At 67.5% G+C, this 14,398-nt stretch carries 11 protein-coding genes; 4 read left to right on the top strand and 7 right to left on the bottom strand.

Annotation, left to right across the window (positions count from 1 at the left end; genetic code table 11):
* Window positions 1–263 precede the first annotated feature (263 nt).
* The 5 genes from AB3K92_RS28355 to hpnI all read right to left on the bottom strand — a co-directional run bounded on the left by AB3K92_RS28355 (window position 264) and on the right by hpnI (window position 5,597).
* Complete coding sequence (locus AB3K92_RS28355) at window positions 264–821, bottom strand: lipoprotein (protein ID WP_021163189.1); 558 nt, start codon at window positions 819–821, stop codon at window positions 264–266.
* 87 nt (window positions 822–908) lie between these two features.
* Window positions 909–1,958 carry an HpnL family protein gene (locus tag AB3K92_RS28350; protein WP_048024390.1) on the bottom strand — a complete coding sequence of 350 codons (1,050 nt, stop codon included), beginning with the start codon at window positions 1,956–1,958 and terminating at the stop codon, window positions 909–911.
* Window positions 1,955–2,839 (bottom strand): hopanoid biosynthesis-associated protein HpnK, encoded by an 885-nt coding sequence (gene hpnK, locus AB3K92_RS28345; protein ID WP_369466293.1) that lies wholly within the window; start codon window positions 2,837–2,839, stop codon window positions 1,955–1,957. Before hpnK ends, AB3K92_RS28350 begins: the two co-directional genes overlap by 4 nt.
* Window positions 2,840–2,842: 3 nt before the next feature.
* Window positions 2,843–4,264 carry a hopanoid biosynthesis associated radical SAM protein HpnJ gene (gene hpnJ / locus AB3K92_RS28340; RefSeq protein WP_021163186.1) on the bottom strand — a complete coding sequence of 474 codons (1,422 nt, stop codon included), beginning with the start codon at window positions 4,262–4,264 and terminating at the stop codon, window positions 2,843–2,845.
* A gap of 157 nt (window positions 4,265–4,421) precedes the next feature.
* Entirely contained in the window at window positions 4,422–5,597 is a 1,176-nt protein-coding gene (gene hpnI / locus AB3K92_RS28335; protein WP_059486612.1) for a bacteriohopanetetrol glucosamine biosynthesis glycosyltransferase HpnI, read from the bottom strand.
* A 639-nt stretch (window positions 5,598–6,236) separates the two neighbouring features.
* Between hpnI and AB3K92_RS28330 the strand changes: the two genes are divergently transcribed.
* Complete coding sequence (locus AB3K92_RS28330; protein WP_048024384.1) at window positions 6,237–7,235, top strand: LLM class flavin-dependent oxidoreductase; 999 nt, start codon at window positions 6,237–6,239, stop codon at window positions 7,233–7,235.
* 27 nt (window positions 7,236–7,262) lie between these two features.
* Here AB3K92_RS28330 and AB3K92_RS28325 read toward each other — a convergent pair whose 3' ends face one another.
* The gene (locus AB3K92_RS28325) at window positions 7,263–8,324 is read right to left on the bottom strand and encodes an alpha/beta fold hydrolase (protein WP_059620753.1); all 1,062 of its coding nucleotides are present in this window, start codon (window positions 8,322–8,324) and stop codon (window positions 7,263–7,265) included.
* A gap of 173 nt (window positions 8,325–8,497) precedes the next feature.
* Between AB3K92_RS28325 and pdxY the strand changes: the two genes are divergently transcribed.
* From pdxY to AB3K92_RS28310, 3 genes are all read left to right on the top strand, one after another.
* Window positions 8,498–9,358, top strand: coding sequence for a pyridoxal kinase PdxY (gene pdxY, locus AB3K92_RS28320; RefSeq protein ID WP_042977705.1), 861 nt, complete (start codon window positions 8,498–8,500; stop codon window positions 9,356–9,358).
* A 382-nt stretch (window positions 9,359–9,740) separates the two neighbouring features.
* A complete protein-coding gene (locus AB3K92_RS28315; RefSeq protein ID WP_369466292.1) occupies window positions 9,741–11,885 on the top strand; it encodes a phosphocholine-specific phospholipase C in 2,145 nt (714 codons plus the stop codon).
* Between the two features lie 382 nt (window positions 11,886–12,267).
* Window positions 12,268–13,416: a branched-chain amino acid ABC transporter substrate-binding protein gene (locus tag AB3K92_RS28310; protein WP_042977615.1), complete on the top strand. Its 1,149-nt coding sequence runs from the start codon at window positions 12,268–12,270 to the stop codon at window positions 13,414–13,416.
* 124 nt (window positions 13,417–13,540) lie between these two features.
* On the opposite strand, the gene AB3K92_RS28305 is transcribed toward AB3K92_RS28310, so the two are convergent.
* Window positions 13,541–14,302, bottom strand: coding sequence for a FadR/GntR family transcriptional regulator (locus AB3K92_RS28305; RefSeq protein WP_021163105.1), 762 nt, complete (start codon window positions 14,300–14,302; stop codon window positions 13,541–13,543).
* Window positions 14,303–14,398: the final 96 nt, after the last annotated feature.

Genomic DNA, 14,398 nt, shown 5'->3' with positions numbered 1-14,398 from the left:
TCCAGAGTTGGAATGGATGCCGACGCGTCTGCCTGTCCCGCGCCGGGCTGACGCGGATAGTCGCAAGCGAAATTGATTGCCTCAAATCACCCGGCACGTGATTGCTGCGTCGCAACAATCCGCCCCATCATTTTCAACCGCGACCTACACCGCTGTTTCAAAAGGAAAAAAGCCGCTCCCTGACAACCGGATAACGGCCGGGGAAGCGGACTTTTTGCAATTTTCCGGTCGCTTTTTCGATATAGCGCCGAAGACGGTCGGGCTTACCGCCCCTTCAGGATGTCGGAGCGCGAAGTCGTGTAGACGAGCCCGTCCGGGCCGAAATGGACGTTGAAGAACGCGTCGGTGTTGACGCCGTCCTCGAGCCAGCGCCAGCTCCAGACCGTCTCGGGCTTGAGCGGATACTGCGCGATGTCGCCGGGCTTGCCGAGCAGGCGGCGCACCTCGTCCTCGTTCATCCCCGGGCGCACCTTCGCGAAATTCTCGGCGGTCAGCACCTGCGTCGCGCCCGTGTAGCGGCCGTTCGCATCGAGGTCGACGAACCACGTCTGGTTGCCCATCGGGCCGCGCGGGTATTCGAGACGCTTCGAGCCGTCGGTGAAGTCGCGCTCGGTCTCGGGTTTGCCCATCGTGCCGCGCACGTCGGCCTCGGTCGATTCGCCGGCCTTCAGCCCCTTCAGCAGCAGCGGCGCGGGCTTGATCGCGTTGAAGAAGTCCCTGATACGTTGCACGTCGAGGTTGCCTTGCTTGTCGTCGCAGCCGGTCAGCGCCAGCGCGGCGGCCAGCATCGTCACGGGGAGCAGCCGGAAACGGAAATTCATCGGAAGAAATGCGCGTCGAGAAAACACGCGGCAAGGATACCCGCGCGACGCCAAAAGCGCGAGACGGGCGCGCGGCCCGTCTCGTGGTCAATGCATCGTTTCGGTTTCGGATTCGGTTTCCGCCACGCGGCCCGTCGCTTGCGGCGCGCGCGGCACGGCCGGCGGCGCACCGATGCTGCGGCGCGTGCGCACGAGTTCGGCAAGCTGCCACGACCCGAGCGCGAGGCAGCCGAACAGCACCTCGCGGCCGCGCTTGACCAGCGCGAGCGACAGCGCCGTCTCGCGGTCGACGCCGAACATCTGCGCGAGCAGCACGACGGTCGCCTCCTGCACGCCGAGGCCGCCCGGCACCATGAACGCCGCATGGCGCACGGCCTGCGTCATCGCCTCGATCGCGATCGCGCCGCCGATCGACACCGGATGGCCGAGCAGCGCGAGCGCCCAGTAGATCTCGAGCGCGCCGAGCACGTAGCCGGCCAGCTGCCAGAAGAACGCGCTGAACAACAGGCCCGTGCGCGACATCAGCGCATCGATGTCGGCGTCGAGCCGCTTGCCGTCGACGCCCTGCAGCAGCCGGTGCGAATCGCCGAGCAGGCGGCCCGCGAAACGCTCGATCGCATGGAAGATCCCGCCGCGGCGCATCAGCACGACGCCGAGCACCGGCAGCGGCAGCGTCAGCAGCAGCGCGAGGCCGATCGTGCCGCCGCCCATGTTGTCCGTCGTCGCGAGCAGCAGCACGAGGCCGAGCGCGGCAAACGCATACTGAACGACGATCGTCACGAGCACCTCGACGATCACCGACGCCGTCACGCGGCTCGCGTCGGGCACCTGCCAGCGCGCGAGCCGGATGCCGACCAGCTCGCCGCCGATCCCGACCACCGGCAGCAGCCGGTTCACCGCTTCGCGCACGGTCGCGATCCACCAGAGGAACGGCAGCGACGAGCGCCTGTCGAGCAGCAGGTGCCACGCGTAGGCGTCGAGCAGCAGCGGCAGCGCGTGGAACGGTACGAGCCACAGCAGCGCGTAACCGGCGCGCGCGAGCATCTGCGACACGTCGCCGATGCCTTCGTGCAGCCCCAGCGCCAGCAGGATGCCGATGCCGAGCGGCCAGCCGAGCCATTTGATCCACTTGATCATGACGGCTGCGCTCCCGGTGCACGCGACGCCTGCCCGCCGCGCCGCGCCGCGGGCTGGCCGAACACATCGGCAAAGCCGCCGGTCGCGACGCCCGCGGCCTTCAGCGCGGCCGCGACGCGCGGCGACAGCAGCGCATCGAGTTCGTCCACCGGACGGTAGCCGGCCATCGTCGGCGTGATCGGGCCGTCGCCGGCCTCGGCCGGATGGCAGTAGATCTCGCCGACGCCCGGCGGCAGCTTGGCCAGCGCGTCGAGCAGCACGGCCTCGTCCATCGCGCCCGTATGCTCGATCCCGACCACGTAGTCGTTGTGCGCGAGCCCCGCCCGGTCGAGCCGCGCGCGCACGAGCGCGATCCACGGCTTGAGCAGCGCGGGCGCGCTCGTCTCGTAGGGCAGCCGCACCGCGCGCAACCCGTAGTCGCGGCCGATCTCGATGATCAGCGACAGCACGGTGGGGTGCAGGTGGAAATGCTTGTGCGCGTTCACGTGGTCGAGCGGCAGGCCGCTCGCCGCGAACGCGTCGAACTGCGCGCGAATCTCGCGGCGCAGCTGCGCCCGCACGTGCGGCAGGAAGAAGAAGCGGCAGCCGTCCTTCGCCATCGCGTCGCCGAACCGCCCGTCGGGGCCGACGAGCGCGGGAATCTCATGCGCGGGCAGCATGGCCGGCCCGTCCGCGAGCACGAGATGCAGGCCGACCGCGAGCGACGGCAGGCGCCGCGCACGCTCGATCGCATCCGGTGCGGCGCTCGCGCCGACCATCAGGCTCGCGGCGTTCAGCACGCCGTCGCGGTGCGCGCGTTCGACTGCCGCGTTGACGCGCGGGTGCAGCCCGAAGTCGTCCGCGGTAAAGATCAGCGCCCGCGCCGCCCGCTGCGTCGCCACGGTTTACGCCTCGTGCGCGCGCAGGAAGCGGAAGAATTCGACGCCCTCGCGCAGGCGGCGCTTCATCATGTCCCAGCTCGTCAGCATCTCGCGTACGATCTCCCAGATCTTCGACGGACGGAAGTAGAACTGGCGATAGAACTGCTCGAGATGGTGATAGATCTCGTCGCGCGACAGGTGCGCGTAGCCGATCGCCGCGAGCTGCACACCTTCCTTGCTCACCAGGTTGATGGTCTTGTTCTCTTCCATCCAGCCGTTTTCCACGGCCTGCTTGTAGAGCGTCGTGCCCGGATACGGCGCGGCGAGCGAGACCTGGATCGTGTGCGGATTGATTTCCTTCGCGTACTCGATCGTCTTCTTGATGGTTTCCTGCGTCTCGCCCGGCAGGCCGAGGATGAAGGTGCCGTGGATCTTGATGCCGAGCTTCTTGCAGTCCGCGCTGAAGCGGCGCGCGAAATCGGTGCGCACGCCCTTCTTGATGTTCACGAGGATCTGGTCGTCGCCGGATTCGAAGCCGACCAGCAGCAGGCGCAGGCCGTTTTCCTTCATGATCTTGAGCGACTTGTACGGCACGTTCGCCTTCGCGTTGCACGACCACGTCATGCCGAGCTTGCCCAGGCCGATGGCGATCGCTTCGGCGCGCGGCAGGTCGTCGGTGAAGGTGTCGTCGTCGAACATCAGTTCCTTCACTTCCGGCATGTTGTCGCGGATCCACTTCGCTTCCGCGAGCACGTTCTCGACCGAGCGCGTGCGGTAGCGATGGCCGCTGACCGTCTGCGGCCACAGGCAGAACGTGCAGCGCGACTTGCAGCCGCGGCCCGTGTAGATCGACACGTACGGGTAGTTCAGGTAGCCGATGAAGTAGTTGTCAATCTTCAGGTCGCGCTTGTAGACGGGCGCGACGAACGGCAGTTCGTCCATGTTCTCGAGGATCGGACGCGCTTCGTTGTGCTCGATCGAGCCGTCCTTCGCGCGCCAGCTCAAGCCCTTGATCTCGGGGAACGGCTTGCCTTCGGCGATTTCCTTGCAGGTGTAGTCGAATTCCTCGCGGCACACGAAGTCGATCGCCTCGCTCGCCGTGAGCGAGTTGTGCGGATCGACCATCACCTTCGCGCCCACCATGCCGACCAGCATCGACGGCTTCATCTTCTTGAGATCCTGCGCGAACATCGCGTCGGTCGGGAACGACGGCGTGCTCGTGTGGATGATCACGAGATCGTAGTCGTTGGCGATCTTCAGCGTTTCCTCGACCGACAGGCCGTCGGCCGGCGCGTCGACGACGCGGCTGCCCGGCACGAGCGCGGCCGGCTGCGCGAGCCAGGTCGGATACCAGAAGGAACGGATTTCGCGCTTCGCCTGATAGCGCGAGCCGGCTCCGCCGTCGAAGCCGTCATACGAAGGGGCCTGCAAGAACAGCGTTTTCATGAATGCTCCGGTAGCCTGCATAGTTCGTTTCGTTACAACGATTCAGTCAAAAAACCGCGGGCCGCCCAGCGGGCGCCCGCCTCTCTGTCATGTCGCGCCGCGCGGCCTCGCCGCGCAGCGCGTGTCGGCCCTCGGGCCGGGTTCGACCGGAACGGCCCTAGCGGCCGTCCACTGCTTCCACGGCCGCCGTCGCGCGCTCGCCGCCGACGACCGTCATCCTCGCGCCGCGCCACACGACATGCGTGCCGAACACGGCCGCGAGCCACTCGAGCGCGAGCAGCGTGTCGCGCACCGCGACGAGCGGCAAGTCGCGCCAGAATGCGCGCCAGCCGTCCTCGCCGCGCGCGTGCAGCACGAGCCGCCCGAACGCGCCCACCACGGCCGCCCCGCCCGCCAGCGAGCCGGCGAAGGTTCCGTCGAGGCGCAGCGCGAGCGCCGCGCCGATCGCGAGCCACGGCACGGTGAACGTAATGAACAGGAACGCGAAACCGGCCGGGTTCAGCGAACGGATCGTGCGCAGCCAGCGCGTCTCGCGGTGCCACAGCGGCCCGAACGACGGCTCGATCACGTCGGTCGCGACCTCGACCTCCGACAGCACGGTGCGGCGCCCGAGGCGGCGCGGCAGCTCGGCCAGCCAGAAATCGTCGGCCAGTTCGTCCTTCAGCGCGGGAAAACCGCCGATCCGGTCGAGCGTGTCGCGCGTCAGCGCGAGCGTCGCGCCGAAGCCGAAGCGGCTCGAGCGGCCGAGATGCGTGATCCGGACCGACGGCGCGAACCAGGCGTCGACGAACTGCGCGCCGATTCGCGTCCAGAACCCGCCGACGCTGCGCGCATGATACAGGCACGTGACGACGCCGACCGACACGTCGGCGAGCGGTGCCGTCACGCGCTCCAGATAATCGGGCGTCACCGCGATGTCGCTGTCCGCGATCACGATGCGGCCGTATTTCGCGCGTTCGGCGAGGTTGATCAGGTTGCTGACCTTCAGGTTCTTGCCGTGCACGCGCGCATCGATCACGAGCGTGATGTCGCACTCGGGGTAATCGGCACGCAGCCGTTCGACCACGGCGACGGCCGGATCGGCCGCCGACGCGACGCCAAACAGTACTTCGTAACGCGGATGGCGCTGCTCGCAGAACGTCGCGAGGTTTTCGTACAGGTGCGGCTCGGCGCCGCACAGCGGCTTGAGCACGCTGACCGGCTCGAAGCCGTCGCGCGCGGCCGTGCGCGGCGTACGCGGCCGCGGCGCGAACGCGGCGACGAGCGCATAACCGGCCGCGGCCAGCGTGAAGACGATCAGGAGCCAGTCGAGCATCGTTGCGGTTGCCGTCATGCGCGACGCCTCCCGGCGACCTGAACGCCATGGAGAACGCTTGAACGCGATTGAGCGTGATTCGGTATTCCGACAACGACGAACGCGGGCACGACCCGACTCCTTGTTCCAGCAGCGTCTGTATATGAGGAAGGCTCGACCCATCCTTCGGGTATGGCCATGCCCGGTTTCGCGTGGTGCACCTCCGCGGGAAACCTGGGCGAGATGCGGGAAGACTCGTATGGCTACCTTCGGCACAACATGGGCAGGCGCCGGATTTTAGCAGTCTGCGGCACCCCGCGCTCGGCGCTACGAGAAACGGACTTGTGCATTTCCGGCAAAGCTGCGCAGTCGGCGAACCATTTGAGCGCACCCGCGTTCACGTTAGCGTAAGCGGTTTGCAGGCGTATTGCAGTCTTGAAAATCAATCGTTTCGTGCAAATTTGTACGTCGATGCGGATTCACATCCAATCGCCGTAAAGATTGGTAATTAATCGCCGATTGGATTGATTTTTGCAACGATCGCCGGATTCGGCCCTGCACCCCTGAAACGCGCATGGGTATCGCGCCGCTCCCAGCACGTTCCGGAACCCTTTGGCAAAATCCCTGGCATTTGTTGCGTAAGCGCATCACCCAGCCCCCTTGTTCGAAGGCCAACCGATGACTCCGTTTTCCGTACTCGATCTCGCCCCCATTCCGGCCGGCGCCGACGCCTCCCAGGCGTTCCGCAACACCGTCGATCTCGCGCAGCACGCGGAACGGTGGGGCTACCAGCGCTACTGGCTGGCCGAGCATCACAACATGCCGGGCATCGCGAGCGCGGCCACCGCCGTCGTGATCGGTCATGTCGCGGGCGCGACGCAGACGATCCGCGTCGGCTCGGGCGGCATCATGCTGCCGAACCACGCGCCGCTCGTGATCGCCGAGCAGTTCGGCACGCTCGCGTCGCTGTATCCGGGGCGCATCGACCTCGGCCTCGGCCGCGCGCCCGGCACCGACCAGACCACGTCGCGCGCGCTGCGCCGCGACCTGATCGGCAGCGCCGATTCGTTTCCGGACGATGTCGCCGAGCTGCAGCGCTACTTCGCGGAGCCGGTGCCCGGCCAGCGCGTGCGCGCGGTGCCCGGCGCGGGGCTCGACGTGCCCGTGTGGCTGCTCGGTTCGAGTTTGTTCAGCGCGCAGCTGGCGGCGATGCTCGGGCTGCCGTTCGCGTTCGCGTCGCACTTCGCGCCGGATTACCTGATGCGCGCGCTCGAGATCTATCGTGCGCAGTACCGGCCGTCGGCCGCGTGGCCGAAGCCGCATGCGATGGTCGGCGTCAACGTGTTCGTCGCCGATACCGACGACGAGGCGCGGCGCCTGTTCACGTCGCTGCAGCAGCAGTTCATCAATCTGCGGCGCGGCACGCCGGGCAAGCTGCCGCCGCCCGTCGACGTGCTCGAGGCCAACGAACTCGAGCTCGCGACCGTCGCGCATTCGCTGTCGTTCGCGGCGGTCGGCTCGCGCGACACCGTGCGCGACAAGCTGCGCGACCGCATCGCGCAGACGGGGGCCGACGAGCTGATCGTCACCGCGCAGATCTACGATCACGCGGCACGGCTGCGTTCGTTCGAACTGACCGCGCAGATCCGCGACGAGCTCGCGAGCGAGGTGCGCTGACGGCACACGCCCGCAGCCGCCCCCGCGTCACTGCGGGTGCGCGGCCTCCAGCCCGTCGAGCAGCGCCTTGTGAAACGCGTCCGGATCCTGGATCTGCGGCGCGTGCCCGAGCGCCGGGAATTCGACGAGCTGCGCGCCGGGGATCGCGGCCTGCGTCCGCTTCGCGAGTTCCGGGTAGCGGCCGAGCTTCGCATGCACGTCGGGAGGCGACACGTCCTTGCCGATCGCGGTCGTATCCTTGTCGCCGATCATCAGCAGCGTCGGCACGCGGATCGCGCCGAGTTCGTAGACCACCGGCTGCGTGAGGATCATGTCGTAGATCAGCGCGGAGTTCCAGGCGACCGCGTCGCGGCCGGCGCCACGGTACATCCCGGCCAGCATCTGCACCCAGCGCTCGTACGACGGCGACCACTTGCCCGCGTAGTACGTGCCCTGCTCATAGCGGCGAATGCTGTCGGCCGTGGTCTTCTGCTCGCGCGCATACCAGTAGTCGACCGGCAGCGGCGGCACGCCGAGCGCCTTCCAGTCCTCGAGGCCGATCGGGTTCACGAGCACGAGCTGCTCGGTCGCCTTCGGATACATCAGCGCGTAGCGCATCGCGAGCATCCCGCCCGTCGAGTGGCCGACGATCGTCGCCGACTTCACCCCCACCGATTCGAGCAGCGCGTGCGTGTTGCGCGCCAGTTGCTGGAAGCTGTACTGGTAGCGATCGGGCTTCGACGACTTGCAGAAGCCGATCTGGTCCGGTGCGATCACGCGATAGCCGGCCCGGCTCAGCACGCCGATCGTATCCTCCCAGGTCGCCGCGCAGAAGTTCTTCCCGTGCAGCAGCACGACGGTGCGGCCGTTCGGGTGCGCCGGCGGCACGTCGAGATAGGCCATCTCGAGCGTTTCGCGTTGCGACACGAACGTATACACATGCACGGGTGCCGGATAGTTGAACCCTTCCAGGCGCGGGCCGTACACGGGCCCGTCGTTGCCGGCGGCCGATGCGGCGGCCGCCGCGACAGGCATGGCGCACGCGGCGGCGACACCCGCGCCGAGCACGACGGCGCGCACGGCATACAACATCTTGCGAATCGAAAGCATGGCGATCACGGTGATTGGAGACGCACGCGGGCAGCCGGGCCGCCTCGCGCACCGCGATTCTACGCGGTCGCGCTGACGACGGCGCGCAACACTCCGGGGCCGCGCGACTTCCGCGCGCGCGACGATCTCGGGTATCGTGTGACGTGACCCTGAAACGCGTGCAGGCGATTCCCATGAAAAACGTCCTCAGCATTCAGTCGCACGTCATCTACGGCCATGCCGGCAACAGTGCGGCCGTGTTCCCGATGCAGCGCCTCGGCGTCAACGTCTGGCCGCTCAATACCGTCCAGTTGTCGAATCACATGCAGTACGGCCATTGGGCGGGCAGCGCGATCGATGCCGCGAAGATGGAGCAGCTCGTCGACGGCATCGCCGCGATCGGCGCGCTCAAGCGCTGCGACGCCGTGCTGTCCGGCTTCCTCGGCTCGCCGCCGCAGGCGCGCGCGGCCGTCGAGATCGTCCGCTCGGTGAAGGCGATGAACCCGAATGCGTGGTACTTCTGCGATCCGGCGATGGGCCAGACGGGCGGCATCCGGCCCGAACCCGGCGTCGAGGAATTCATGGTCCAGGAAATGCCGGCGCTCGCCGACGGCATGTCGCCGAACCACACCGAACTGCAGAAGCTGGCCGGGCGACGCATCGAAACCGTCGCCGAAGCCGTCGAAGCGTGCCGCGCGCTGATCCGCCGCGGCCCGCAAATCATCCTCGTCAAGCACCTGCACGACCGCAACAGCCCGGCCGATCGCTTCAACATGCTCGCCGTCACCGAAACCGAGGCATGGATCGGCCAGCGCCCGCTGTACGCGTTTCCCCGCCATCCGGTCGGCGTCGGCGACCTGACCAGCGCGATCTTCGTCGCATGCCGGCTGCGCGGCGACTCCGTGCGCGCCGCGTTCGAGCACACGCTCGCAGCCGTGCATGCGGTCGTGAAAGCGACCTACGATGCGCGCCGCTACGAGCTCGAGCTCGTCGCCGCGCAGGACGAGATCGCACGCCCGAGCGAATGGTTCGGCGCGTGGGTGACGGACGCCTGACGTAGCGGCATCGCCCACCGCTTCAGCGGCGTGCATTCCGCGCTTTCTCGTTGTCTCGTTGTCTCGTTGTCCCGTTGTCCCGTTGTCCCGTTGTCCCGTTGTCCCGTTGTCCCGTTGTCCTGCTTTCCTGCTTTCCTGCTTTCCTGTTGTCCCGCTTTCCCGCTCTCCCCCTGCGTCACCACGACCGTTCGCGATATGCCCCGACGCTGCGTCGATATCGCTTCGATGCGGATGCAAACGTTTCCGGACTTCACATGAATGACACCGATTCCTCGCTATGCTCGCGGCGGCACGCACCAACGCAGCCGCATCCTGCGACCCGGTGTGCGCCGTTCCCGCTGGTCCCGCCAATCGGCTCCCTCTTTACCCCACGATAACGACCATGACCCGATCGAACCGTCGTGACTTCCTGCGCGTCGCTGCCGGCACCGCCGGCGCCGCCGCGCTGAACCTGTTCCCGCCCGTGATCCGCGATGCGCTCGCGATTCCCGCGAACCGCCGCACCGGCACCATCCGCGATATCGAACACATCGTGATCCTGATGCAGGAGAACCGCTCGTTCGACCACTACTTCGGCACGATGCGCGGTGTCCGTGGCTTCGGTGACCCGCGCCCGCTGCGCCTCGCTAACGGCAAGTCGGTGTTCCACCAGCCGGTCGGCCCGGCCGAGCTGCTGCCGTTCCATCCGGGCGCGGACAAGCTCGGCCTGCAGTTCCTGCAGGACCTGCCGCACGGCTGGCAGGACATGCACGCGGCATGGAACAAGGGCCGCTACGACCAGTGGGTGCCGAACAAGGGCACCACGACGATGGCGTACCTGAAGCGCGACGACATCCCGTTCCACTACCAGCTCGCCGACGCGTTCACGATTTGCGACGCGTACCACTGCGCGATCCCGAGCTCGACCGACCCGAACCGCTACTACATGTGGACGGGCTACGTCGGCAACGACGGCACGGGCGGCGGCCCGGTGCTCGGCAACGAGGAAAAGGGCTACGGCTGGACGACCTATCCGGAAGTGCTCGAACAGGCCGGCGTGTCGTGGAAGATCTACCAGGACATCGGCACGGGGCTCGACGCGAACGGCTCGTGGGGCTGGACGCAGAACCCGTACATCGGCAACTACGGCGACAACTCGCTGCTCTACTTCAACCAGTACCGCACCGCGTTGCCCGGCACACCGCTGTACGACAAGGCGCGCACCGGCACCAACATCAGCGCCGGCGGCACGCTGTTCGACGTCCTGCAGCAGGACGTGAAGAACGGCACGCTGCCGCAGGTGTCGTGGATCTGCGCGCCGGAAGCATATTCCGAGCACCCGAACTGGCCGGCGAACTACGGTGCGTGGTACATCGAGCAGGTGCTGAAGGCGCTCGTGTCGAATCCGGACGTATGGAGCAAGACCGCGCTCTTCATCACGTACGACGAAAACGACGGCTTCTTCGACCACGTGCAGCCGCCGTTCGCGCCGCAGTCGCGCGACAACGGGCTGTCGACGGTCGCGACGACCAACGAGGTGTTCCCCGGCGACGCATCGCACATGGCCGGCCCGTACGGCCTCGGGCCGCGCGTGCCGATGCTCGTCGTGTCGCCGTGGACGAAAGGCGGCTGGGTCTGCTCGCAGACCTTCGATCACACGTCGCTGCTGCAATTCATCGAGGCCCGTTTCGGCGCGCAATACCCGGTCAAGGCGGCCAACGTGTCGCCGTGGCGTCGCGCGGTGTGCGGCGACCTGACCGCCGCGTTCGATTTCGCGACGGCCGACGCCGGCTGGCCGACGCTGCCGGATACGAGCGGCTACGCGCCGCCCGACCGCCTGCGCCACCCCGACTACATCCCCGTGCCGCCGGTGCTGCAGAAGCTGCCGAAGCAGGAGGCCGGACTGCGGCCGGCGCGCGCGCTGCCTTACGAGCTGTTCGTGCACGGCCGCGTCGAATCGGTCAACGGCCAGTTCCGGCTGACCTTCGCGAACACGGGCCGGGCGGGCGCCGCGTTCCAGGTCCAGTCGCGCAACCGCCTCGACGGCCCGTGGGCGTACACCGTCGAAGCCGGCAAGCGGATCGCCGACACGTGGAGCGCCGCGGCGTCGCTCGGCCTGTACGACCTCGACGTGTACGGCCCGAACGGCTTCTACTGCCATTTCCGCGGCCCGTTCGCGACCGGCGTCGGCAGCGCGAACGTGAACCCCGAGGTGATCTACGGCTATGACGTCGCGAACGGCAACATCACGCTGCGCCTGATGAACCGCGGCCACAAGGCGGTGCGGCTCAAGGTCACGAACGCATACGACCACGGCCGCGCGCGCACGTTCGATCTCGCGCCGGGCCAGCAGATCGACGACTACTGGGATCTGCGCGGCAGCCACGGCTGGTACGACCTGACCGTCAGCGACGGCCGGCTGCTCGGCTTCCTGCGCCGCTTCGCGGGCCACGTCGAGACGGGGCGCCCGAGCACCAGCGATCCGTTGATCCGCACACACGCATCGCACGACGATGCCGAAGCCGCATCGGACGCGCTGTCCGACTGACGACCTCATGTGAGGCGGCGCGGCCCCGGCGGGCCGTGCTGCCTCCCCTCGCCTCCGCTCCTCCGCTCCCCTACTCCTCCTCTCCGCCCGCTCCGTTCGCGACGGGAAACTCCCGATACCGGCTGCCTCCGCACGCGCGGAAGCTATGCGCAAATCCGCATCGAATGCGCGGCAAATTGCCAAGACCCACGCATATCGGCGACCTATATATCGAAACGATCGGGGCTCTTCGCCGAGCCTGACGGGAGATTCTTCCGAGGATCACGATGCCGACCTCCCCGCCCGATTCCGAGAAGCGGTCGAACCGCCCGCCCGTCGCACGCGTTCAGCCATCCCGAGCGTGTGCGGTACTTACTCGCAGGTATCGAACAAGAGGAACAACATGAAATTCCGTCATTCCCTGCTGTCGGTGTCGATTGCATCCGCGCTTGCCCTCCTCTCGCAACAGGCCGCCCGGGCCGCCGATACGACCGACGTGAAGGTCGGTTTCGCCGCGCCGCTCACGGGCGTGAACGCCGGCTACGGCAAGGACCTGCAGAACGGCGTGCAGCTCGCGCTCGACGATGCCGCCGCGCAGAAGGTGCAGATCGCCGGCAAGCCCGCGCACTTCAACCTCGTCGTGCAGGACGACCAGGCCGACCCGCGCATCGGCGTGCAGGCCGCGCAGGCGCTCGTCGACCAGAACGTGTCGGTCGTGGTCGGCCATTTCAACTCGGGGACGACGATTCCGGCCTCGGTCGTCTACGACAAGGCCGGCATCCCGGTGATCGATCCGGCGGCGACCAACCCGACGCTCACCTCGCGCGGGCTGGCGAACATGTTCATGGTGATCGCGACCGACGGCCAGAACGCCGGCAACGCGGGCAAGTACGCGGTCGACGTGACGAAGGCGAAGCGCATCGCGATCATCGACGACCGCACCGCGTTCGGCCAGGGCGAGGCCGACGAGTTCGAGAAGGCCGTGAAGGCCGCCGGTGGGAACCTCATCGGCCGCGAATTCACCAGCAACCAGGCGGTCGACTTTCGCGCGCAGATCACGAGCCTGAAGGCCAAGAATCCCGACCTGATCTTCTTCGGCGGCCTCGATTCACTCGCCGCGAACTTCATCAAGCAGATGCGCCAGCTCGGGCTGAACGCGCAGTTCGTCGGCGGCGGCGGCGTGAAGGACAACGAGTTCATCAAGATCGCGGGCCCGGCCGCCGAAGGCGCGATGGCATGGGAATACGGCCGGCCGCTCGACGAGCTGCCGCAAGGGAAGGATTTCGAGCAGCGTTTCAAGAAGCGCTTCGGCGTCGACGTGCTGTCGTACGCGCAGTTCGGCTACGACGCCGCGTGGGCGGCGATCAAGGCGATGCAGGCGGCCGGCTCGACCGACCCGAAGGTCTATCGTCCGGCGCTGAAGAAGATCGACTTCGAAGGTGTCACCGGCCGCATCTCGTTCGCGAGCGACGGTTCGCTGAAGAGCGGGATGTCGACGCTGTACCAGGTGAAGAGCGGCGCGTGGAAGACGATCACGACGAAGGGAGGCTGATCGGCGGTGCCGGCGGCCGACGGCGGACCGGCCGCCCGGCCGCGGAGATCGATGAACGGATATCGATCTCGTATGACGACTGATGTTGATGCGATTCGACCGGGCGGACGCGCCGCCCGGCGCATCAGCCGGCCTGCGTGTCGCGCTCGGCCTCGGCCGCCTCGTGCGCGCGGCGCAGCCGCTCGCGGCTGTTGGTGAGGTGCGTGCGCATCGCGGCGCGTGCGGCCTCCGGGTCGTGGCGCGCGATCGCCTCGTAGATGTCCTCGTGCTCGTGGTTCAGCCGGCCGACGTATCGCTCCAGATCGTCACCGGCAAAACGGGCCGAATTCACGCGCGTGCGCGGGATGATCGACGTGCCGAGCTGCGTCATGATGTCGACGAAATAGCGGTTGCCGGTGGATTGCGCGATCTGCAGGTGGAACTGGAAATCGAGCTGCGCCGTGTCGCGGCCGCCGCCCGCCCCCGTTGCGATCGCGTCGAGCGCGCGCCGCAGCGCGACCAGGTCGGTATCGTTCGCGCGCTGCGCGGCGAGGCTCGCGCATTCGCTCTCGAGGCTGATGCGCAGTTCCAGCACCGCGAGCACGTCGCGCAGCGTCGTGATCGTTGCCGGGTCGATCCCGAGCGTCTGGCGGCGCGACGGCTCCAGCACGAAGCTGCCGATGCCGTGGCGCGTCTCGATGAGGCCGCTCGCCTGCATCCGCGAGATGGCCTCGCGCACGACCGTACGGCTCACGCCCTGCGCCGCCATGACTTCGGTTTCGGTCGGCAGCTTGTCGCCGGGACGCAGCGTGCCGTTTTCGATCTGCGCGGTCAGCGCGTCGACGACATCTTGTGCGAGGCTGCGTGCGCGACGGCGCGGCGCTGCGGGAAGCGTAGGCACGGACATGAGGCCGGTTCCTTTTTGAATGATCGTAATGTGAGCCGAGGGTTTACGCGGGGTTTGAGCGAAAGCCGATGATTCATTATACTGCGTCACAAGTCA

The sequence above is a fragment of the Burkholderia sp. Bmkn7 genome, assembly GCF_041103175.1.
GTDB lineage: Bacteria > Pseudomonadota > Gammaproteobacteria > Burkholderiales > Burkholderiaceae > Burkholderia > Burkholderia cepacia.
Note: the sequence above shows the minus strand (reverse complement) of the source record. Positions and strands in the feature narration are given on the sequence as shown.